The following is a 20674-nucleotide window of genomic DNA, read 5'->3' as shown; positions in this document are numbered from 1 at the left end:
GCGCAACCGTCGGGGCGGGGGCACCTGCCCTCGCCCCGCAGGGCGCGCAGCGTCCACCCCGCCAGGCAAAGCGGAGGCCCCTGGCACCTCCATCGTGAATGATCCACCCCGGAGGCATCATGTACTTCCACGTCCAGGAATTCATCAACGAGATCGCCGCCGACGAGCCGGACCCGGCCGCCGCCAACGCCCTGCAGGAGGGGCTCGGCGGACAGTTCGGGGAGATGCGCACGATGATGCAGTACCTCTTCCAGAGCATCAACTTCCGCGGCCCCGACGGCAAGCCGTACAAGGACCTCATCCAGGGCATCGGCACCGAGGAGATCAGCCACGTCGAGCTGATCGGCACGACGATCGCGCGTCTCCTCGACGGGTCGCCGCGCTACCAGGGCAAGCCCGCCGATCCGGTCGACAAGCCGGGCTCCGGCGGCGCTGTCCCCCTGAACATCGCGCTGTCCGAGGGCAACATCCACCACTACCTCGTCGGCGCGCAGGGCGCCCTCCCGGTCGACGCCGTCGGGAACCCGTGGATGGGCAGCTACGTGTACAACTCCGGCAACCTCGTGCTCGACCTGCTCTACAACCTCATGCTCGAATCCACCGGTCGGCTGCAGAAATGCCGCCTCTACGAGATGACCGACAACAAGACCGCCCGGTCCACGATCTCCTATCTGATCGTGCGTGATCAGGCGCACGAGAACGCCTACGCGAAGGCCCTCGAGACGCTGGGGGTCAACTGGCGCACATCGCTGCCGATCCCGAAGACGAACGCGGAGTCGTTCCCCGAGGTCAAGCGGCTGCTGGAGATGGGCCTGCAGAGCAAGATCTACTCGTTCGACCTCACGGGCCAGTCGCAGGCGGGGAAGATCGTGCAGGGGATGTCCCCGTCGGGTGACGGCACGCACCTGGATGCCAGCGAGCAGACGCCCGCCGGCGCTCCCATGACGATCGCCCCGGAGCGTCCGGAGGAGTTCTCCCCCGGTGCCGACGCCGACCTCCGCGCCCTCATCGAGGCGACGGCCGCCATGGAGATGGCCGACATCGACGCGACCTTCGGCCGCATGAAGTGAGACGCCGAATGAGCTGAGACCAGGCGGCGGATGCCGGAAACTCCCCGCCGTTTCGCAGACCGCGGCCCTACGCTGGCAGTGTCACGTGAACGGCTTCGAGGGAGGCGCCATGCGAACACGACGTCACATGGTCGCGGCATCCGCCGCCGCTCTCGCTTTCGCGCTCACCGCCTGTGCAGGGAGTCCCATGTCCGACGACGCCACGCCCGGCTCACCCTCCGGCTCGAGCCGGCCTCCGTTCATCACGACCAGTCCCCTGATGCCCACGGGTGCGCCCGTGCAGCTCTCCGACGCCCGCTGGTCGGCCATCCTCGCCGACCTCGAGTCGCGCGGCGTCTCCGGCACTCCGGAGATCGTCTCCGCCGAGGCCGTGACGTTCACCGACGGGTCGCTCGGCTGCGCGAAGCCCGGCCAGTCCTACACCCAGGCCATCATCGACGGCGTGCGCGTGATCGTCGCGACGGATGACGCGCAGTACGACTACCGCTTCGGCACCGGCGACTCCCCCACGCTCTGCGAGCGCTGAGCGCGGCGACACGCGCACGCGAAGAGGCCCGGATGCTCGCGCATCCGGGCCTCCCCACATCGGTGCTACTTGATCTTGACGAGCAGGGCCTCGTCAGCGCCCGACTTGTTGTCGAGCACGACGATCATGCTGCCCAGCGGCTGCTGCGCCGCGTAGGCCGCCGCATTCACCGCGACGTCCACCGTCACGCTGCCGCGCGTCGGGACCGTCTCGTACTGGCCGTTGCTGATCGCCGGCGCCGCCGGGTCGTAGGTGGCCCACGCGGAGACCGCATCCTCGCCACCGGAGAGCCCGAAGGTCTGCACCGTGTAGTTGAACGCGCCCGTGATCCCGAGGTCGCTCGCGAACGCCGGCAGCAGCAGGGTGCTGCTGTCGGTCGGAGCCGCCGTGAGGAAGCCGCTCGGGTACAGCGCACCGGTCTCGGCGTTCACGAGGAAGGTCTCGGCCAGCCCGTTCGCGCTTCCCGCGCGCACCGCACCCGAGTCGTACGACAGCACGATCCAGTCGGGTTCGCCGTCCCGATCCGTGTCGATGATGACGTCGTACTCGTTGCTCGCCGCGTTGGACCAGCGGTTGTGGGTGTTCACCGCGAAGACGACCAGCTTGTCGCCGCCGCCCACATCGAACGACTGCACTCCGGCCGCGCGGATGTCGTACCCGTTGTCCGGAAGCGACTTCGTCGCATCCTTCGCGTCGGACAGGCCCCACGTGTAGAAGTCGGCGTCCGCGTCGAGCGCGCCGCGCGTGTTGCGCAGCGTGACCTGCTTCGTGCCGTCCTTCACCTTCTGGTTCTTGGAGAACCAGGGGCCGGTCGCGTTCGCCGTCACCGTGCTGTTCGAGCGCGGCACGAGGAGGTACGGGACCCGCAGGGTGGAGTCCGCCGCCGTGAGGACGATGTCGCCCGAGATCTCGTAGAACGAGAACTGGTCGTCGCCGGCGTTCGACGTCGGGATGTCCTTCGCGAGGGCCGCGACCGTCACGAGCAGCTTGGCCGTGCCGCCCGGGCGGACGGTCACCGACTTCGCGCTGACGCTGACCTTGGCGTTCTTCGAGGCCGCGGACGGCGTGGTCGACACCGCGTACGTGACGGCGCTGCTGCCGTCGTTGCGGATCGTCACGGTCTTCACGCCGCCGAAGCCGATCTGCGACTCCTGGAAGCCGAAGCTCAGCGCCGACTCGCGCGCCCAGCCGCTCTCCGTGCGGAACGCGTCACCGGTCGCCGTCACGGTCGTCGCGACAGCCTGCGCCGTGTCGACGAGGCCGACGCCGCCGAGGGTGAGGCTCTGACCGGCGACCTTCTCCGGGTCCGCCGTGGAGACGATGGATGCCGACACCTGCGAGGCCGACCAGGCCGGGTGCGCCTGCACCGACAGGGCCGCCACACCGGCGACGTGCGGGGCCGCCATCGACGTGCCCGACATGATCGCCGCCCCGTTGCCGGAGCCGACGTCCGCCGACGCGATCGAGACGCCGGGCGCCGCGACGTCGGGGCTGATGGCGCTGTCACCGCTGCGGGGGCCCGAGGAGGTGAACGACGCGTAGCCGCGGAACCCGGGGTTGGCGATCTGCGCCGCCGCGAGGGTCGCGGTGGCACCGGCGACGAGCGCGGCGCCGTCCGAGGCGCGGACGCCCAGGAACGGGATCGTCACGACGTACGGTGTGCCGTCGTCGGGGTTCGAGGTGATCATGCCCTCATATGGAGGCAGCGTGTTGTCGGAGTTGACCATGACCGCCGCTGCCGCTCCGGCCTGCTGCGCGTAGATGGCCTTCGCCACCCGGGCGCAGGTGCCGCGCTGCATGACGGCGAGCTGGTTGCCGCCTGCCGTGATTCCGGCCTTCGTGTACGCCGCGACGGAGCACCCGAGGGCCTCGTTCTCGGGCGTGGCCGGGTCGTCGACGAGGCGGACGACGGTGAGGTCGCCGATGCCCTCGAGGGACGCGCCGTTGGCGTTGATCGCTTCGATCGCGGTGCCGTTGACGGTGATCGTCGCGCCGGGGAAGCTCTCCGCGCTGTCCACCGCGGAGACCGCGATGACGCCGTCGCCCGTGCCCGGCGAACCGGTCAGATACGGGTTGTGGCCGGAGTTGCCGGCGGAGGCGACGACGACCACGCCGGCGCCCACCGCGTTGGAGGCGGCGACGGCGTCGGGATCATCCCCGCGGCCGAAGGACGAGCCGAGCGACATGTTGATGACATCCATGCCGTTCGCGACGGCCCAGTCGATGGCGGGGACGACGACATCCGTCGACCCGTCGCAGCCGAACACGCGGACGGCGTACAGGTCGGCCTGCGGGGCGACACCGGGGCCGACGCGGAACGAGTTCGACGACGTCGTCGAGTCGTAGGCGCCCGCGTAGGTGGAGCCGTCGGCAAGGACGCCGCTGCCGGCCGTGGTGCCGGCGACGTGCGAGCCGTGCCCCTGGCAGTCCAGCGGGTTGGTGTCCGGGACGGGGGTCAGCGCGGCGCCGGTGCCGCCGGCGTCGTAGGCGTCGCCGACGAGGTCGATGCCGCCCTTCACGCGCGGCGCGTCGGGGCCGAAGAGCGCCGGGTCGGCGGGCTGAGTCGACGTGGCCTTGGCGGCTTCGTACGCGGCGACCGTACCGGGGCCGCCGAAGGTGGCGTGGGTGTAGTCGATACCGGTGTCGAGGATGGCGACCTTGACGTTCTCACCCGTGTAGCCGGTGTTCTCCCAGACCTGGGGGACGCCGAGGTACGGGACGGAGACGGCGTTGTCGATCTCGTAGGTGCGCACCGGGTGGATCGCGACGACGCCCGGGAGCTGGGCGACGGCGTCGAGTTCGGCGGCCGGCACGGAGGCCTGGAAGCCGTTGTACGCGGACTGCATCTGGGCTTGGATCTTGCCGCCCTTGCCGGTGATCGAGCCGCGGATCGAGTCCTGCGCCTGCTTCAGCTGTGCTTTGACCGATGACCGCTCATCCGCGGTGAGGTCGCGCCCCTTCTCGGCCTGGACGACGGCGACGGGGTCGCCCGCCATCTCGATGACGACCGTGACACGGCCCGAGGCGTCGAGCGCGGCGGGACGGAAGCTCGAGTCGATCTGACCGGTGGCCTCCGTCTGGGTGAAACGCGACGACGGGTCGTCGTCGGCTGTCGCGGCGAATGCCGCGGACGTGGGCAGCGAGAGCGCGATGACGCCGGCTGCTGCCAGGATTCGTCGGTGCAAAGGGGGACCGCCTTTCTGTGCAGAGCACTGCCTCCGCTTCGTGTGCGGAGGCTGATAGGAGGCTATGCATCGACTGACAGTTGCCGATAGTCCCGGGTAGATGAGAAGGCTCTCATCTACTCGGGACGGGGTCACGCGATGCGCGTCCCGGGAGGCAGCTGCCGCGCCGGCGTGCGGGTCCGCGCCCACGCCCACCAGAGCAGCGCGGCGGCGAGGGCGATCTGGACCCCGAGCCCCACGAACCAGCTGGGCACGGTCTTCCCGATCACTTCTCGGGCGTTCGGGAACAGCTGCTCCTCGTACGGGGCGCACTCGTCCCAGCGCTGCTCGAGCTCGGGTGGCAGCTGCGCGGAGCGCACACCGAACTTGAGGGCGCCGAACGCGTCGACGGCGTTCCCCTGCCGGTCGAACTGCGTGGGCGTGGCGTCCGCGAGGATGACGAAGGGGTTCGCCGCCAGCATCCACCAGACGTAGTCGAAGCGCGGGACATGCCAGGTGTCGACCTGCCACTCGCCGCAGACCATCTCCTCCGGATCGTTCCAGCAGTTCTCCGCGCCGGCCTTGCACTCGGGCTCGCCGGTGGTGTCGTCGTACACGGCCGTCCGGTACGAGTTCGTGGCCTCGCTCGTGATGCTCGCGCCGACGAGCCCGAACCCGATGACGCTCCCGATCGCGAGGGCCGCGACGACGAGGTAGGTCGCGGCGACGGAGAACAGCGGGCGGGGCAGGATGCCGCTCATCGCGATGCCGATCGCGGCGATGATGCCGGTCTCGAGGACCAGGATGGCAAGGGACACCAGCACCGTCGCCGCCTGCACGCCGCCGCCGAACGAGGCGATGACGAGGAACGGCACGGCGACCACGGCGAACGCGAGGCCCGTGATCCACGCGGCGAGGAACTTGCCGAGCAGGATCTCCCCGGTCGTGACGAGCGTGACCTGCACGGGGGCGAGGGTCGCGGCATCCCGGTCGCCGTTGATGCTGTTCCCGCTCAGCGTCGGGGAGACGAGGATCACGAGCAGCAGCGTGATGTAGACCACCGTCGAGTAGATCGCGGCGCCGCTCTGCTCGGTGCGCTGGAAGGCGAAGAACGACAGCAGCGTGACCCCGGCCAGGAGGGTGGCGAAGATGCCGAGGAGGACGAACCACGACACCGTCCGCATCCGCTGGACGAGCTCCAGCCGGGCGATGGTCCACAGTCGCGCGAGGTTCATCGCGCACCCCCTTCGAGGTCGAGGAAGGTGTGTTCGAGGAGGCCCGTCGCGGCGCTGAACTCGGCCACCGGGAGCCCGGCGCGCACGAGCGCGGCGATCCCGGCCGCCGCGTCGGTGTCGGTGGCGAAGTGCAGCAGCAGGTCGCGACGCTCGATGGGGATGTGGTTCACATCCCAGCCGAGCGCCTGCGCCACCGGGAGGGCGGCGGCCGTCGCGTCACGGTCGGCCAGGCGCAGACGCCACATCCGTCCGCGGCTTGCGGCCGCGGCGACGCGCTCGGCGCTGACGGTCTCCCCCGCGATGAGGAAGACGGCGTCGTCGACGACCTCCTCCAGCTCGGAGAGGATGTGACTGGAGATGAGGATGGTGCGCCCCTCGGCGGCCAGACGCCGCAGCAGCAGTCGCAGGTCGATCCGCGCCTGCGGGTCCAGGCCGGACGCCGGCTCGTCGAGGAGGAGGACCTGCGGGTCGTGCACGAGCGCGCGGGCGAGGCCGAGCCGCTGCTTCTGACCGCGGGAGAGGACCCGCGCCGGGGCGTCGGCGAGGTCTTCCAGGCCGACGATGCTCAGCAGCTCCGCCGCCCGGGCGGCGGCGCGCTCCTTGTCCAGGTCGTAGAGCCGGCCCGTCGTGACGATGGTCTCGCGGGCGGTGAGGGTCTGCCACGCGCCGAGGGCGTCCGGCATCCAGCCGAGGACGCCGCGCGCGCCGGCCGGGTCGGCGATCGGGTCGATCCCGCCGATGCGCACCTCGCCCTCGTCGGGCTGCAACAGGGACGCCAGCATCAGCAGCAGCGTCGTCTTCCCCGACCCGTTCGGGCCGACGAGGCCGGTGACGGCGCCCTCGCGCGCCTCGAGTGTGACGTCGCGGACCGCGTGCACGTTCCCGAAGGACCGCTTGACTCCGCGCGCGACGATGCCGGGGGTGCTCATGCGCTCACCCTAGGGGTTCCCTGTGGACCGTGCATGAACGCCGGGGCATGTGTCTCGGCGCACCGGCGGATCAGCGGAAGAACGCGGTTCCGAGGTCGGGGTGGTCGACGAACACCCCGTCGACCCCGGCGTCGGCGATGACCTGCCACTCGGCTTCGTAGTCGCCGAGGGCCGACTTGTCCCGGCCGCGGCGGAACGACGGGAGGAGGAACGAGTTCTCCGGCCGGCAGGTCCACGTGAAGACGCGGAGGCCGCGCGCGTGCGCCTCGGCGACGATCGGCGCCGGACCGGTGGGCCGCCCGAGCCGGTCGGGAGCGAGGATCATGCGCTTGTCGAGGCTGATGCCGTCGACGACCCCGACGAGTCCGTCCAGGCCCGCCGGCGTGGCCAGCGACGGGTAGGTCGGTGCGTTGCGGCCGAGGGCTGCGACGAGGTCGTAGGGGCGGCCGGCCGCTTCGAAGAGGTAGATGTACGACCCGCGGATGCCGTGCTCCCGCAGCTGCATCAGCACGGTCGACTCGAACGACTCGAGCACGAGCGGCAACGCGCCGTCGGCCCAGCCGCTGGCCTGCAGCTCCGCGGTGACGAGGCCTGCGACGTCGACCCCGAGTCCGGCGAAGTAGGTCGCGTGCTTGATCTCCAGCACGACGCCGATCTCGCGGCCCTGGTCCAGCGAGGCGAGGCGGACGATGTCGAGCACGTCGCGCAGCCGCAGCGGCGGCTGCTCGCCGTCGAAGCTCGCGCTCCCCGGCCGCAGCTGCGGCAGCCGTTCCCGGCACCGCAGCGTCGCGAGCTCGGCCCACGTGAAGTCCTCGGTGAACCATCCCGTGATCTCCGCGCCGTCGATCGTCTTCGTGGTGCGGCGGTCGGCGAATTCGGGGTGCGCGGCGACGTCGGTGGTCGAGCCGATCTCGTTCTCGTGACGGACGACGAGGACCCGGTCCTTCGTGACGACGACGTCGGGTTCGACGGCGTCGACACCCAGCTCGAGGGCCAGGTCATAGGAGGAGCGGGTGTGCTCGGGGCGGTAGCCGGGCGCGCCGCGATGACCGATCACGAGGGGTCTGCGGCGGGGCATCGCTCCAGGCTACCCGTCGCCATCCCCGCGGTTCGTAGCGCTCTCACAGCCTGTACTGCCGCTGCGGGAACCCCGTCCGATACCCTGTAATCCACAGCACCGCGCTGTGACCCGATTCTTGGAGTGAGAGAGACCATGGCCTCCGGCAACTTCGCATTCAACAACCCGGCCTTCAAAGAGCAGCGGCCGGGCCTGACCCCTCCCGCGGCGCAGCAGGCGGGCACCTCGACGCAGTACGCGACCGCCGCCCACCAGGGCGCCGACGTCGCCGCCAACGCGCAGCTCGAGGGCATGTTCGCCGCCCCGCCCGCGGGATCCATCGAGACCGGTCGCATGACCGTCGAGGACACCGTCATCAAGACGTTCAGCCTGTTCGCCATCCTGCTGGTCACGGCGGTCGTCGGCTGGCTGTGGACGCTCGGCGGATCGTTCGGCATCACCGGCGACCCGAACCAGGCGTTCACCATGATGCCCTGGATCATCGGCGCGCTCGGCGGCTTCGTCCTCGCGATGGTCATCACCTTCACGTCGCGCAAGAAGATCCGCCCCGCGCTGATCTTCGCCTACGCGGCGTTCGAGGGGCTCTTCATCGGCGGCATCTCGGCGTTCTTCGAGATCATGTGGCCCGGCATCGTCATGCAGGCGACCCTCGCGACCGTCTCCGTCGTCGGCGTGACGCTGGCCCTGTTCGCGAGCGGCAAGATCCGTGCCTCGAAGAAGGCCACGAAGATCTTCATGATCGCGATGATCGGCTACCTCGTCTTCTCGCTGCTGAACCTCGTCCTCATGTGGACCAACGTCCTGCCGGCAGAGCAGACCTTCGGCCTGTACAGCGCCACGATCGCCGGCATCCCGCTGGGCCTCATCATCGGCGTCCTGGTCGTCATCATGGCCGCGTACTCGCTCGTGCTCGACTTCGACCAGATCCAGCAGGGCGTCCGCAACGGCGCCCCGCGCCAGTTCGGCTGGCTCGGCGCCTTCGGCATCATGGTCACCGTCGTGTGGCTGTACGTCGAGATCCTGCGCATGATCGCGATCGTCCGCGGCAGCAACTGACCGCACTCCACAAGAAGGGCCGCCCGGTACGCCGGGCGGCCCTTCTTCGTGCGTCCGCGGGCGCGCGACATGACCCGCGAACGACGGATGCCGTGACCCTCAGGCCACGGCATCCGTCACACGCTCACTCCCACTCGATGGTCCCCGGGGGCTTGCTCGTGACGTCGAGGACGACACGGTTGACCTCGCGGACCTCGTTCGTGATGCGGTTCGAGATCTTCGACAGGACGTCATAGGGGAGGCGGCTCCAGTCCGCCGTCATGGCGTCCTCGCTGGAGACCGGGCGCAGCACGATGGGGTGTCCGTACGTGCGGCCGTCGCCCTGGACACCGACCGAGCGCACGTCGGCCAGCAGCACGACGGGGCACTGCCAGATCTCGTCGTCGAGGCCCGCCTTGGTCAGCTCCTCGCGGGCGATGGCGTCGGCATCCTGCAGAATCGCGAGACGGTCAGCGGTGACCTCACCGACGATCCGGATGCCGAGACCGGGCCCCGGAAACGGCTGGCGGCCGACGATGACCTCGGGGAGCCCGAGCTCGCGGCCGATCGCGCGGACCTCGTCCTTGAACAGGGTCCGCAGCGGCTCGACGAGCTCGAACTGCAGATCCTCCGGCAGGCCGCCCACGTTGTGGTGGCTCTTGATGTTCGCGGTGCCCGCCCCGCCGCCCGACTCGACGACGTCGGGGTACAGGGTGCCCTGCACGAGGAAGCGGATCGGCTCGCCGTCCGCGGCGGCCTCCGCGACGAGCGCGGCTTCGGCCTGCTCGAACGTGCGGATGAACTCCCGGCCGATGATCTTGCGCTTCTGCTCCGGGTCGCTGACGCCGGCGAGCGCGGAGAGGAACTGGTCGCGCGCGTCGATCGTGACGAGGCGCACACCGGTGGAGGCGACGTAGTCCTGTTCGACCTGCTCGCGCTCGTTCTTGCGGAGCAGCCCGTGGTCGACGAAGATGCAGACGAGCTGGTCGCCGACGGCCTTGTGCACGAGTGCTGCGGCCACGGCGGAGTCGACGCCGCCGGAGAGACCGCAGATGACGCGGCCCGATCCGACCTGGGCGCGGATCTTCTCGACCTGCTCGGCGATCACGTTGCCGCTGTTCCAGTCGGCGGGCAGGCCCGCGGCCTTGTGCAGGAAGTTCTCCAGGACGTCCTGGCCGTGGTCGGAGTGCTTGACCTCGGGATGCCACTGCACGCCGTAGAGGTTGCGCTCGGCGTTGCCAAAGGCGGCGACCGGGGTCGCGGCGGTCGAGGCGAGGACGTCGAAGCCCTCGGGGGCCTTCGCGACCTGGTCGCCGTGGCTCATCCACACGTTCTGCTCGGCGGGCTGACCGCCCAGGAGCACGCCGCCGTCACCGGCGAGCGTCGCGTCGGTGGCGCCGTACTCGCGGAGCCCCGTGTTGGCGACCTCGCCGCCGAGCTGCTGCGCCATCACCTGGAAGCCGTAGCAGATGCCCAGGGTCGGAATGCCGAGTTCGAGCACGCCGGGGTCGAGCGTCGGCGCGCCGGGCTCGTACACCGACGACGGGCCGCCGGAGAGGATGATGCCCACCGGGTTGCGCTCGGCGACCTCGGCAGCCGTCGCGGTGTGCGGGATGAGCTCGCTGTAGACGCCGGCTTCGCGCACGCGGCGCGCGATCAGCTGCGCGTACTGTGCGCCGAAGTCGACGACGAGGACGGGCCGCTGGGCGGTCTCGGTCTGGCTGGTCACCGGATGTTCTCCGTCGGGATCGGGGCGGATTCGGAGGGCGGGGCGGTGTCGCGCTCGGACGCTTCCCGCTGGGCGAGATAGGCCCGCACTTCGCGCGCGACGCGCTGCTCCATGAAGAAGGACAGCAGCGGGACGATGCCGCCGAGGGCGAGCGTCACGAACCGCACGAAGCCCCAGCGCATGAGGCTCCACACGCGGAAGCAGGCGAAGAGGTACACGACGTAGAACCAGCCGTGCGCGATGAGGATCAGGAGCGACAGGTTGATCCCGTCGCCGGTGGACTCGCCGAACGCATCCACCTGCGCGAACCACAGGAACCCGCCGGCGCCGCCGAGGAACAGCTCGTACTTCAGGAAGTACTTCACGATCATCTCGGCGCACAAGAGCAGCAGCATGACGCCGGTGATGACCGACGCGACCTGGTAGAACTTCAGCGCTCCGCGGATCGCCGGAAAGGTGGCGAGCTTGGGCTGAGGCATGCCTCAAGTCTAGTCGCGGGTCGGAAGCGGGCTCTCCTCGAGGACCTCGAGCTCCTCGAGCTCCTTCTCCCACGCGTCCCGCGCCAGGCGGTACCACATGTAGAACGCGAAGCCCGCGAAGATCGCCCACTCGACGGCGTAGAAGATGTTGAGCCAGTTGACCCCGCCGCGCTCCTCGGGGGCCGGCGAGTGGATGGCCGTGAGTCCGCCCAGCGGCTCGGCGGCCGTGAGGTACGCGCGGTAGACCGAGAGCCCGTCGACGTCGTGCCAGACACCCAGCAGCGCCGCCGGCGACATGCGGGCCATCTCGGTGGCGGGCGCGCCGGCACGGGGCAGCGCCGGGCCTTCGTCGGAGATGATCCGGCCGGTCAGCGTCACGCCCTGCGGGGGGTCGTCGTTCAGCGCGGATCCCGCGGCCTCGGCCTCGTCGCGGTCGGCGGTCCAGCCGACCGCGACGGCGAGCGAAGTGGGGGCGGCGGCATCCGCGATGCGCAGCTGACCCGTCACCCAGAACCCCGCCGCGCCGTCGTTGTAGCGGGAGGAGACGATGACGAAGTCGTCGGCGACGAACGACCCCGTCACCTCGACCTTCTGACCCACGAGCGGGTCGGAGAGGTACTCCCCCGGCGTCGCGACGTCATCCAGGGGGCGCACGTTCTCGGTTGCGCCCGGCTCGACGGGAGCGGTGTCGAGGGCGCTCGAGAGCTGCCACTGCCCGAGCCACGCGAACACCGCCGCCAGCAGCAGCGCGAACGCGAGCATGCCGAGCCACCACGGGCGCAGCATGACCTCGCGCAGGGTCGGCGGGAAGACCTCAGGGTCGGCAGAGCTCATCTCAGCCGAAGGTGTACGGGGCGACGACGACCTCGACGCGCTGGAACTCCTTGAGGTCGGAGTACCCGGTGGTGGCCATCGACTTGCGGAGGGCGCCGATGAGGTTCGCGGTGCCGTCGGCGACCGGGGCCGGCCCGTAGAGGATCTCCTCGAGCGGGGCGACCTGGCCGACCTCGACGCGGTTGCCGCGCGGAAGCTTCGCGTGGTGCGCTTCGGGTCCCCAGTGGAACCCGCCGCCGGGCGCATCGGTCGCGCGGGCGAGGGCGACGCCGAGCATGACGGCATCCGCGCCCATCGCGAGCGCCTTGACGATGTCGCCGGAGGTGCCCACGCCGCCGTCCGCGATGACGTGCACGTAGCGCCCGCCCGACTCATCGAGGTAGTCGCGGCGCGCGCCGGCGACGTCGGCGACGGCAGTGGCCATCGGGGCGTGGATGCCGAGGGTCGCGCGCGTCGTGGAGGCGGCGCCGCCGCCGAACCCGACGAGGACGCCCGCGGCGCCCGTGCGCATGAGGTGCAGGGCGGCGGTGTAGGTCGCGGCTCCGCCGACGATGACGGGGACGTCGAGGTCGTAGATGAACTTCTTCAGGTTCAGCGGCTCGGAGACGCTGGAGACGTGCTCGGCGGAGACCGTGGTCCCGCGGATGACGAAGAGGTCGACGCCGGCGGCGACGACGGTCTCGTAGAGCTCCTGGGTGCGCTGCGGGGTGAGCGCGCCGGCGACGGTGACGCCGGCGGCGCGGATCTCGGCGAGGCGGTCGCGGACGAGCTCCGGCTTGATGGGTGCGGAGTAGAGCTCCTGCATGCGCGCCGTGGCGGCATCCGGTGGGAGCGCGGCGATCTCGGCGAGCAGCGGCTCGGGGTCGTCGTAGCGGGTCCAGACGCCCTCGAGGTCGAGGACGCCGAGCCCGCCGAGCTGGCCCAGCATGATCGCGGTGCGCGGGCTCATGACGGAGTCCATGGGCGCCCCGAGCACGGGGATGCCGAAGCCGAAGGCGTCGATCGACCAGGCCGTCGAGACGTCCTCGGGGTTGCGCGTGCGCCGGGACGGCACGACCGCGATGTCGTCGAACGCATATGCGCGGCGGGCACGCTTTGCGCGGCCGAGCTCGATCTCCATGGTCACCGTCCCAGCCTACCGCCCCGCGTCTCGGGGCCTCCCGGCCCCACTCGGCCGCACTGAGAAACCACATCCAGCATGACAAACCACCCCTGACGTGATGTCTCACGCCGGATGTGGTTTCTCGGGGACGCGGGTCGGCCGGACCCGACCGGACCCGTGCCGCGACGGGGCGGCGTCAGTCCGGGAGGCGGAACGCCGGCGCGGCGAGCGCCGCCGGATCCAGCGCCAGGTCAGCGAGCACGGCGCCGACGCCGGGCGCGAACTTGAAGCCCTGGCCGGAGAACCCGGCACCGACGACGATCCGCCCGCGCCGGTCGAGCACGAAAGCGTCGTCGGGCGTCGACGTGTAGGTGCAGCTGATCGGCACGGCGGTGCCGGCATCGAGCCCCGGCATCCATTCCCGCACGTAGGCGGCGAGGAGGTCCGCGTGCGCGTCGGTGCGGAACGCGCGCGCGTCCGGGTCGACCTCGTCGCCGACGTGATGGAAGCCGACCTTGATCCCCTCGCCGGGCGTCGGCATGCCGTACACCGGCGCGGGCCAGGCGCCCGGCGTCACGAAGTGGTTGAACGACGGCCACGGCGAGCGCGGATCGCGCGGAGCGAAGTGGGCCGGGGACTCCTCCGTGACCGAGAGGCGCGGCAGGCGGATGCCGGTGAGCAGCGTCTTCGTCCACGCTCCGGCGGCGACGACGACGACGTCCGCGCGTATCGCCCCGAGCGCCGTCCGCACCGTGACGCCATCGGCATCCTGGTCGATGTCGACCGCCGGTGTCTCCCAGCGCACCTCGCCGCCGGTCGCGACGATGCGCCGCTCGAGTTCGCGCAGCGTCGCATCGGCGCGGGCCACTCCGGCATCCGGCGAGTACAGTACGGTGTCCTCGAAACGCATGCCGGGCCAGCGCCGCGCGGCGTCGACCGGATCGAGGAGCGTCGCGGGGATGCCGCGCTCACGCAGCCGGCGTTCGACCTCGACGAGCCCGCCGCCGGTGCCGCCGAGGGTCGCGCCCGCGCCGTGCGACACGAGGCCGTGCAGGCGCAGGAGCGGCTCGCCCTCCACCTCGCCGAGCGCCTCCCAGCCCGCCCGGGCACGGATGAGCAGGTCGAGGTAGTGCTCCTCCGCATACGCGTTGTTGAAGTTCCGGGTCGCGCCGTGCGAGGCGCCCCGCGTGTGGCCGCGCGCGAAGCGCTCCAGCACGATGGGACGCGCACCGCGGCGGGCCAGCTCCCACGCCGCGGCGAGCCCCATGACGCCGCCGCCGACGACGACGAACCGAGACTGCTCGGGCATGGCGGCTTCCTCTCGCCGGGGGGACGGCATCCACTCTCCCGCCGCCGAGGGCGGGGCACCCTGGCTGAGAAACCAGATTCGGCATGAGACACCACGGCAGGCGTGGTTTCTCGCGCCAGAAGTGGTTTCTCAGCGAGATGGATGCCGCATGGCGGCGCCGCCGGATGCCGCCGGTTACTTCTTGTAGTTCGGGGCCTCGACGATGATCTGCACGTCGTGCGGGTGCGACTCCTTGAGCCCCGCGGAGGTGATGCGCACGAACTTGCCGCGGGCCTTCAGCTCCTCGATCGTCCGGGCTCCGACGTAGAACATCGACTGCCGGAGGCCGCCGACGAGCTGGTAGGCGACGGCCGAGACGGGGCCGCGGTACGCGACCTGACCCTCGATGCCCTCGGGGATGAGCTTGTCGTCGCTGGGCACGTCGGCCTGGAAGTAGCGGTCCTTGGAGTACGAGGTCTTCTTGCCGCGCGTCTGCAGCGCGCCGAGCGATCCCATGCCGCGGTACAGCTTGAACTGCTTGCCGCCCTGGAAGACGATCTCGCCCGGCGACTCGTCGGTGCCGGCGAGGAGCGAGCCGAGCATGACGGTGTCGGCGCCCGCGACGAGCGCCTTGGCGATGTCGCCGGAGTACTGCAGGCCGCCGTCGGCGATGATCGGGATGCCGGATTCGCGCGCGGCCAGGAACGCCTCGTAGATCGCCGTGACCTGCGGGACGCCGACGCCCGCCACGACACGCGTCGTGCAGATCGAGCCCGGGCCCACGCCGACCTTCACGGCATCCACGCCCGCGTCGATGAGCGCCTGCGCGCCCTCGCGGGTCGCGACGTTGCCGCCGATCACGTCGATGTGCGCGAATGTGGGGTCGGACTTGAGGCGCCGCACCATGTCGATGACACCGGCGGACTGGCCGTTGGCGGTGTCGACCACGATCGCGTCGACGCCCGCGTCGCGGAGGGCCTCGGCGCGCTCCCACGCGTCGCCGAAGAAGCCGATGGCGGCGCCGACGCGGAGCCGGCCGTGCTCGTCCTTCGTGGCGAGGGGGTACTTCTCGCTCTTGTCGAAGTCCTTGATGGTGATGAGGCCGGCCAGCTTGCCCTCGTCGTCGATGAGCGGGAGCTTCTCGACGCGGTGCCGGGCGAAGAGGGCGATGACCTCGTTCGCGCCGATGCCGACCTTGCCGGTGACGAGGCCCTCGCTCGTCATGACGTCGCGGACCTTCGTGCTCTGCCGCTCGAAGCCGGAGACGAACCGCATGTCACGGTTGGTGATGATGCCGAGGAGGCGCCCCTCCTCGTCGATGACCGGGAGTCCGGAGATGCGGTACTGGGCGCACAGCGCGTCGACCTCGTCGATCGTCGCGTCCGGCGTGGTCGTGATCGGGTCGGTGATCATGCCCGACTCGGAGCGCTTGACCCGGTCGACCATGGAGGCCTGGTCCTCGATGGAGAGGTTCCGGTGGATGATGCCGAGCCCGCCCTCGCGGGCGATGGCGATCGCCATCCGCGCCTCGGTGACCGTGTCCATGGCCGAGGACAGCAGCGGCGTCGCGACCGTGATCCGGCGCGAGACGCGCGAGGAGGTGTCGGCCTCGGACGGGATCACGTCCGTGTGCCCCGGGAGGAGGAGGACGTCGTCGTAGGTCAGTCCGACGAAACCGAACGGGTCGTTGTGCTCCATGCGCTCTCCTGCATCTTCCGGGCCTACTGATTCTAAGCGGCGCGCCGGGCGTTTCATTCCGGATCCGGGTGCGTGATCGCCGGGAATCCGGGCATCCGCGGGCCTTCCGGGCGTGGCGCGGAAAAGCGTGCGATAGGCGAAACAAAATCGACACATTACGCTCGTACCGTCGTTGATCAATGCCGATGCGACCGCATCACCCGTTAGGTGCGCCGGACTGGAGGATTCGTGAGTCCCACGACCGTGACCGCAAGACGCCCGTTGAGGTGGCTTGTGCTGTTCTTGGGCGCCATGCTGGCCGCCGCTCTGCTGTTGTTCAGCAGTCCGGTCGCTGCGATGGCGGCCGCCCCCGACGAGCCCGGCGGTGACCAGGAGCAGACCGACTTCTACTTCGGCGGCGTCATCACCTTCGAAGACAAGCCGGTACCCGACGTCACCCTGAGGATCGAAGGCGGCGGCTTCGAGGCCGAGACGCTGACCGGCGACGATGGCCGCTGGCGGCTGTACGTGCCCGAGAAGGCCGAGTACACGCTCACGGTGGATGAGTCGACCCTGCCCGACGGCGTCATCGTCGAAGGCGAATCGGCCTCGCAGAAGCTGGAGTTCGGCCTCACCAAGTCGAAGATCGTGAACCTCTTCCTCGGCGAGGGCGAGCGCGTCACGCAGGGCTTCGCCGAGCAGCTGTTCGTCCGCCTCATCGGCGGGCTGAACTTCGGCCTCCTCCTGGCCCTGGCGGCGATGGGCGCGGCTCTCATCTACGGGACGACCGGCCTGTCGAACTTCGCCCACGGTGAGATGGTGACGTGGGGGGCTCTCGTGACCCTCGTCGCGACGACCATGTGGCAGCTTCCGCTCTGGGCGGGCGTCATCGCCGCGGTCCTGGGCGGCGCGGTCCTCGGGCTCGCGATGGATGCCGGACTCTGGCGTCCGCTGCGGCACCGGGGTCTCGGAGTCGTGCAGCTCATGATCGTGAGCATCGGCCTGTCGCTCGCGATGCGGTACACGTTCCAGTACTTCATCGGCGGCAAGACCTACCAGCTGGAAGGGGCCAGCCCCACGCCCATCCAGCTCGGGCCCATCCAGCTGTCCTACATCGACCTCATCAGCATGGGCGTCAGCATCGTGGCGATCCTCGCCGTCGCCTACTTCCTGCTGCGCACGCGCATCGGCAAGGCGACCCGGGCGATCTCCGACAACCCGCAGCTCGCGGCCGCATCCGGCATCAACGTCGACCGCGTCATCCGCATCGTCTGGGTCGTCGCCGGCATCCTCGCCGCCCTCTCGGGCGTGCTGTGGGCGTACTTCCGCCCGGGGCTGCGGTGGGACATGGGCACGCAGATGCTGCTGCTGATCTTCGCGGCCATCACGCTCGGCGGACTGGGAACGGCGTTCGGCGCCCTCCTCGGCTCGCTGATCGTCGGCATCGTCGTGGAGACGTCGACCCTGTGGATCCCGTCCGACCTCAAGTACGCAGGCGCCCTCGTCGTCCTGATCCTCATCCTCCTCGTGAGGCCGCAGGGTCTCCTCGGCCGTAAAGAAAGATTGGGGTAGCCGCCATGGATTGGGGCGCCATCCTCACCAACACGCTCGGCTACCTGCTGAGCCCGGTCACGATCGCGTACGCGCTTGCCGCGACGGGTCTCGCCGTCCACTTCGGCTATGCCGGCCTCCTCAACTTCGGTATGGCGGGCTTCATGGCCCTCGGCGCGTACGGGTACGCCATCTCGGTCCTGAGCTTCGGGATGCCGTGGTACCTCGCGATGCTCGTCGGTCTCCTCCTCGCGGCGCTGTTCGCGATCATCCTCGGTGTGCCGACGCTGCGTCTGCGCGCCGACTACCTCGCGATCGTGACCATCGCCGCGGCCGAGATCGTGCGACTGCTCTTCACGACCCAGGTCTTCGACGAGTACACCAACTCCGCCGACGGCCTCGGCGGGTACAACGGCAGCTTCCAGTCCGCGAACCCGTTCCCCGAGCTGCCCAAGGGCGAGCGCTACGGCTTCGGCCCGTGGCAGTACACCGCGGCCCAGCTCTGGGTCATCGTGTTCGGCGTCCTCCTGCTCGCCCTCGCGCTGTTCGTGGTCTGGGCGCTCATGCGCAGCCCGTGGGGCCGCGTCCTCAAGGGCATCCGGGAAGACGAGGATGCCGTCCGCTCGCTCGGCAAGAACGTCTTCGCGTACAAGATGCAGGCGCTCGTCGTCGGCGGTGTCATCGGGGCGCTCGGCGGCATCATCTACGTGCTGCCGTCCGCCGTGATCCCGTCGAGCTACACGACGGCGCTCACCTTCTTCCTCTGGACGATCCTCCTCCTCGGCGGCGCGTCGACGATCTTCGGACCGTCGCTGGGCGCGGTGATCTTCTGGATGGTGCTCGCGCTGCTCGGCAACCTGCTCCCCCAGATGGCGCAGGCCGGCTGGCTGCCGATGACCGACATCCAGGCGGGAACGCTGCGGTACATCCTCGTCGGCGTAGCGCTCATGCTCATCGTGATCTTCAGGCCGCAGGGCATCCTCGGCGACAAGAGGGAGATGACCTTTGTCAAATAACCCGCCAAGCACCCCGCCGGGCGACCGCCCGAGCGAGCCGGCCTACGTCCCGATGGGCGACACGCCCGCCGGGGAGACGGACGGCGTCACCGAACCGGCATCCGCCACCGGCAGCATCCCCCGGCCCAAGGCCACGGGACTCGCGACCGGACCCGGCGTGCCCGGCGTCACCAAGGTCGACCCCATCATGGTGATCGACGGGGTCACGCGCCGCTTCGGCGGTCTCACCGCCGTCGACGTCGAGCACCTCGAGATCCCGCGGAACGCCATCACGGCGCTCATCGGCCCCAACGGCGCCGGGAAGACGACGCTGTTCAACCTGCTGTGCGGCTTCGACAAGCCGAATACGGGCACGTGGTCCTACGACGGGCAGAGCCTCGCCGGCATCCCCGCCTTCAAGGTCGCCCGCATGGGCCAGGTCCGCACGTTCCAGCTGACGAAGGCGCTGTCGCTGCTGACCGTCCTGGAGAACATGAAGCTCGGCGCACCGAAGCAGCGCGGCGAGAAGTTCTGGCAGGCGTTCTTCCCCTTCGTGTGGCGCAAGCAGGAGACCGACAACGAGGAGAAGGCCCGCGGACTGCTCAAGCGGTTCAAGCTCGACGCCAAGGAGAAGGACTTCGCCGCGTCGCTCTCCGGCGGCCAGCGCAAGCTCCTGGAGATGGCGCGGGCGCTCATGAGCGACCCGAACCTCGTGATGCTCGACGAGCCGATGGCCGGCGTCAACCCGGCCCTCACGCAGTCGCTGCTCGACCACATCCTCGACCTGAAGGACCTGGGCGTCACCGTCCTCTTCGTCGAGCACGACATGCACATGGTGCGCCACATCGCCGACTGGGTCGTCGTCATGGCCGAGGGGCGCGTCGTCGCGGAAGGTCCGCCGGACAGCGTCATGCAGGACCAGGCGGTCATCGACGCGTACCTCGGCAGCCACCAGGATGTCGACCTCGGCGTCGTGACCGGCCGTGTCGCCGGTGAGCTCGACAGCTCCGCACAGGAGCTGCTCGAGGAGATCAAGGAGGAAGAGGCGGCATCGATCGCCAACGCCGAAGAGGAGACCAAGTGAGCACTCCCGCCCCCGCCGCGGCGCCGGCCACGACCGGATCCGACGTCGTCGTGAACGTGCAGGATCTGACGGCCGGGTACCTGCCGGGCATCAACATCATCAACGGCGCGAACCTCGTCGCCCGCAAGGGCGAGCTGATCGGCATCATCGGGCCGAACGGCGCCGGGAAGTCGACGCTCCTGAAGGCGATCTTCGGCATGGTGAAGATCCGCGGCGGCGACATCACCGTCAACGGCGAGAGCATCGTGGGCCTCAACGCCGACAAGCTCGTGCAGCGCGGCGTCGCGTTCGTCCCGCAGACGAACAACGTCTTCCCGTCGCTGTCCATCGAGGAGAACCTGCAGATGGGGCTCTACCAGAACCCCAAGATCTACGCCGAGCGCCTCGAGTTCGTCACGGGCATCTTCGCCGAGCTCGGCAAGCGCCTCAAGCAGCGCGCCGGGTCGCTCTCCGGCGGCGAGCGGCAGATGGTCGCGATGAGCCGGGCGCTCATGATGGAACCCTCCGTGCTGCTGCTCGACGAGCCCAGCGCCGGCCTCTCCCCCGTCCGCCAGGACGACGCGTTCCTCCGCGTCTCCGACATCAACAAGGCCGGCGTGACGACCATCATGGTCGAGCAGAACGCCCGGCGCTGCCTGCAGATCTGCGACCGCGGCTATGTGCTGGACCAGGGCCGCGACGCCCACACCGGCTCCGGCCGCGACCTCCTCAACGACCCGCACGTCATCGGCCTGTACCTGGGCACGCTCGGCAACGACTGACCCAGGGCCGACAAGGGGGCGGATGCTGCGGCATCCGCCCCCTCTGCGTGCGTGCCAGTGCGCGCGGTGCGAACTGCAGGATCGAGTGTGACGGATGAGGCGCGCGGCAGGAGATGCGCCCCACGCGTCACACCCGG

Annotated in this window: 17 protein-coding genes; 7 read left to right on the top strand and 10 right to left on the bottom strand. The window is 70.1% G+C overall.

Going from position 1 to position 20674, the window contains the following annotated elements; genetic code table 11:
- Positions 1-119: 119 nt before the first annotated feature.
- Positions 120-1070: a manganese catalase family protein gene (locus tag BR85_RS14595; RefSeq protein ID WP_028497298.1), complete on the top strand. Its 951-nt coding sequence runs from the start codon at positions 120-122 to the stop codon at positions 1068-1070.
- Positions 1071-1179: 109 nt separating this feature from the next.
- Positions 1180-1596 carry a hypothetical protein gene (locus BR85_RS14590; RefSeq protein ID WP_028497297.1) on the top strand — a complete coding sequence of 139 codons (417 nt, stop codon included), beginning with the start codon at positions 1180-1182 and terminating at the stop codon, positions 1594-1596.
- A 65-nt stretch (positions 1597-1661) separates the two neighbouring features.
- On the opposite strand, the gene BR85_RS15820 is transcribed toward BR85_RS14590, so the two are convergent.
- The 4 genes from BR85_RS15820 to BR85_RS14570 all read right to left on the bottom strand — a co-directional run bounded on the left by BR85_RS15820 (position 1662) and on the right by BR85_RS14570 (position 8002).
- Complete coding sequence (locus tag BR85_RS15820) at positions 1662-4781, bottom strand: S8 family serine peptidase (protein WP_028497296.1); 3120 nt, start codon at positions 4779-4781, stop codon at positions 1662-1664.
- Between the two features lie 131 nt (positions 4782-4912).
- Positions 4913-5995, bottom strand: coding sequence for an ABC transporter permease (locus tag BR85_RS14580; RefSeq protein ID WP_028497295.1), 1083 nt, complete (start codon positions 5993-5995; stop codon positions 4913-4915).
- The gene (locus BR85_RS14575; protein WP_028497294.1) at positions 5992-6924 is read right to left on the bottom strand and encodes an ABC transporter ATP-binding protein; all 933 of its coding nucleotides are present in this window, start codon (positions 6922-6924) and stop codon (positions 5992-5994) included. Before BR85_RS14575 ends, BR85_RS14580 begins: the two co-directional genes overlap by 4 nt.
- Before the next feature lie 70 nt (positions 6925-6994).
- Positions 6995-8002 carry a glycerophosphodiester phosphodiesterase family protein gene (locus tag BR85_RS14570; protein ID WP_028497293.1) on the bottom strand — a complete coding sequence of 336 codons (1008 nt, stop codon included), beginning with the start codon at positions 8000-8002 and terminating at the stop codon, positions 6995-6997.
- A gap of 135 nt (positions 8003-8137) precedes the next feature.
- Here BR85_RS14570 and BR85_RS14565 point away from each other — a divergent pair, with 135 nt between their 5' ends.
- Complete coding sequence (locus BR85_RS14565; protein WP_028497292.1) at positions 8138-9058, top strand: Bax inhibitor-1/YccA family protein; 921 nt, start codon at positions 8138-8140, stop codon at positions 9056-9058.
- Between the two features lie 124 nt (positions 9059-9182).
- On the opposite strand, the gene guaA is transcribed toward BR85_RS14565, so the two are convergent.
- From guaA to guaB, 6 genes are all read right to left on the bottom strand, one after another.
- A complete protein-coding gene (gene guaA, locus BR85_RS14560) occupies positions 9183-10766 on the bottom strand; it encodes a glutamine-hydrolyzing GMP synthase (RefSeq protein ID WP_028497291.1) in 1584 nt (527 codons plus the stop codon).
- A complete protein-coding gene (locus BR85_RS14555; protein WP_028497290.1) occupies positions 10763-11245 on the bottom strand; it encodes a DUF3817 domain-containing protein in 483 nt (160 codons plus the stop codon). The genes guaA and BR85_RS14555 overlap by 4 nt, the downstream gene beginning before the upstream one ends.
- Before the next feature lie 9 nt (positions 11246-11254).
- Entirely contained in the window at positions 11255-12079 is an 825-nt protein-coding gene (locus BR85_RS14550) for an SURF1 family cytochrome oxidase biogenesis protein (RefSeq protein ID WP_036273204.1), read from the bottom strand.
- A gap of 1 nt (position 12080) precedes the next feature.
- A complete protein-coding gene (locus BR85_RS14545) occupies positions 12081-13199 on the bottom strand; it encodes a GuaB3 family IMP dehydrogenase-related protein (RefSeq protein ID WP_028497288.1) in 1119 nt (372 codons plus the stop codon).
- A gap of 178 nt (positions 13200-13377) precedes the next feature.
- Positions 13378-14490, bottom strand: coding sequence for an FAD-dependent oxidoreductase (locus BR85_RS14540; protein WP_028497287.1), 1113 nt, complete (start codon positions 14488-14490; stop codon positions 13378-13380).
- 174 nt (positions 14491-14664) lie between these two features.
- Complete coding sequence (guaB, locus tag BR85_RS14535) at positions 14665-16167, bottom strand: IMP dehydrogenase (RefSeq protein WP_028497286.1); 1503 nt, start codon at positions 16165-16167, stop codon at positions 14665-14667.
- 291 nt (positions 16168-16458) lie between these two features.
- On the opposite strand from guaB, the gene BR85_RS14530 reads away from it, so the two are divergent.
- Genes BR85_RS14530 through BR85_RS14515 form a run of 4 tightly spaced genes read left to right on the top strand, consistent with a single transcriptional unit; the run spans position 16459 to position 20537 of the window.
- Positions 16459-17718: a branched-chain amino acid ABC transporter permease gene (locus tag BR85_RS14530; protein WP_036273267.1), complete on the top strand. Its 1260-nt coding sequence runs from the start codon at positions 16459-16461 to the stop codon at positions 17716-17718.
- A gap of 5 nt (positions 17719-17723) precedes the next feature.
- Positions 17724-18713 (top strand): branched-chain amino acid ABC transporter permease, encoded by a 990-nt coding sequence (locus tag BR85_RS14525; RefSeq protein WP_028497284.1) that lies wholly within the window; start codon positions 17724-17726, stop codon positions 18711-18713.
- Between the two features lie 52 nt (positions 18714-18765).
- Positions 18766-19776 (top strand): ABC transporter ATP-binding protein, encoded by a 1011-nt coding sequence (locus BR85_RS14520; protein WP_081782843.1) that lies wholly within the window; start codon positions 18766-18768, stop codon positions 19774-19776.
- On the top strand, positions 19773-20537 hold the full coding sequence (locus BR85_RS14515; protein ID WP_028497282.1) for an ABC transporter ATP-binding protein: 765 nt from the start codon (positions 19773-19775) through the stop codon (positions 20535-20537). Before BR85_RS14520 ends, BR85_RS14515 begins: the two co-directional genes overlap by 4 nt.
- The last annotated feature ends 137 nt before the right edge of the window (positions 20538-20674 follow it).

This window comes from Microbacterium sp. UNCCL10 (genome assembly GCF_000746195.1).
Taxonomy (GTDB): Bacteria; Actinomycetota; Actinomycetes; order Actinomycetales; family Microbacteriaceae; genus Microbacterium; species Microbacterium saccharophilum.
The sequence above is the reverse complement of the archived record's forward strand: the minus strand, read 5'-3'. Positions and strand labels throughout refer to the sequence as shown.

What these genes read in the sequence shown, in the direction of transcription:
- BR85_RS14595 (WP_028497298.1), top strand. Translation starts at nt 120, where the DNA reads ATGTACTTCCACGTCCAGGAATTCATCAACGAGATCGCCGCCGACGAG.
- BR85_RS14590 (WP_028497297.1), top strand. Translation starts at nt 1,180, where the DNA reads ATGCGAACACGACGTCACATGGTCGCGGCATCCGCCGCCGCTCTCGCT.
- BR85_RS14580 (WP_028497295.1), bottom strand. Translation starts at nt 5,995, where the DNA reads ATGAACCTCGCGCGACTGTGGACCATCGCCCGGCTGGAGCTCGTCCAG.
- BR85_RS14575 (WP_028497294.1), bottom strand. Translation starts at nt 6,924, where the DNA reads ATGAGCACCCCCGGCATCGTCGCGCGCGGAGTCAAGCGGTCCTTCGGG.
- BR85_RS14570 (WP_028497293.1), bottom strand. Translation starts at nt 8,002, where the DNA reads ATGCCCCGCCGCAGACCCCTCGTGATCGGTCATCGCGGCGCGCCCGGC.
- BR85_RS14565 (WP_028497292.1), top strand. Translation starts at nt 8,138, where the DNA reads ATGGCCTCCGGCAACTTCGCATTCAACAACCCGGCCTTCAAAGAGCAG.
- BR85_RS14555 (WP_028497290.1), bottom strand. Translation starts at nt 11,245, where the DNA reads ATGCCTCAGCCCAAGCTCGCCACCTTTCCGGCGATCCGCGGAGCGCTG.
- BR85_RS14550 (WP_036273204.1), bottom strand. Translation starts at nt 12,079, where the DNA reads ATGAGCTCTGCCGACCCTGAGGTCTTCCCGCCGACCCTGCGCGAGGTC.
- BR85_RS14545 (WP_028497288.1), bottom strand. Translation starts at nt 13,199, where the DNA reads ATGGAGATCGAGCTCGGCCGCGCAAAGCGTGCCCGCCGCGCATATGCG.
- BR85_RS14540 (WP_028497287.1), bottom strand. Translation starts at nt 14,490, where the DNA reads ATGCCCGAGCAGTCTCGGTTCGTCGTCGTCGGCGGCGGCGTCATGGGG.
- guaB (WP_028497286.1), bottom strand. Translation starts at nt 16,167, where the DNA reads ATGGAGCACAACGACCCGTTCGGTTTCGTCGGACTGACCTACGACGAC.
- BR85_RS14530 (WP_036273267.1), top strand. Translation starts at nt 16,459, where the DNA reads ATGCTGGCCGCCGCTCTGCTGTTGTTCAGCAGTCCGGTCGCTGCGATG.
- BR85_RS14525 (WP_028497284.1), top strand. Translation starts at nt 17,724, where the DNA reads ATGGATTGGGGCGCCATCCTCACCAACACGCTCGGCTACCTGCTGAGC.
- BR85_RS14520 (WP_081782843.1), top strand. Translation starts at nt 18,766, where the DNA reads ATGGGCGACACGCCCGCCGGGGAGACGGACGGCGTCACCGAACCGGCA.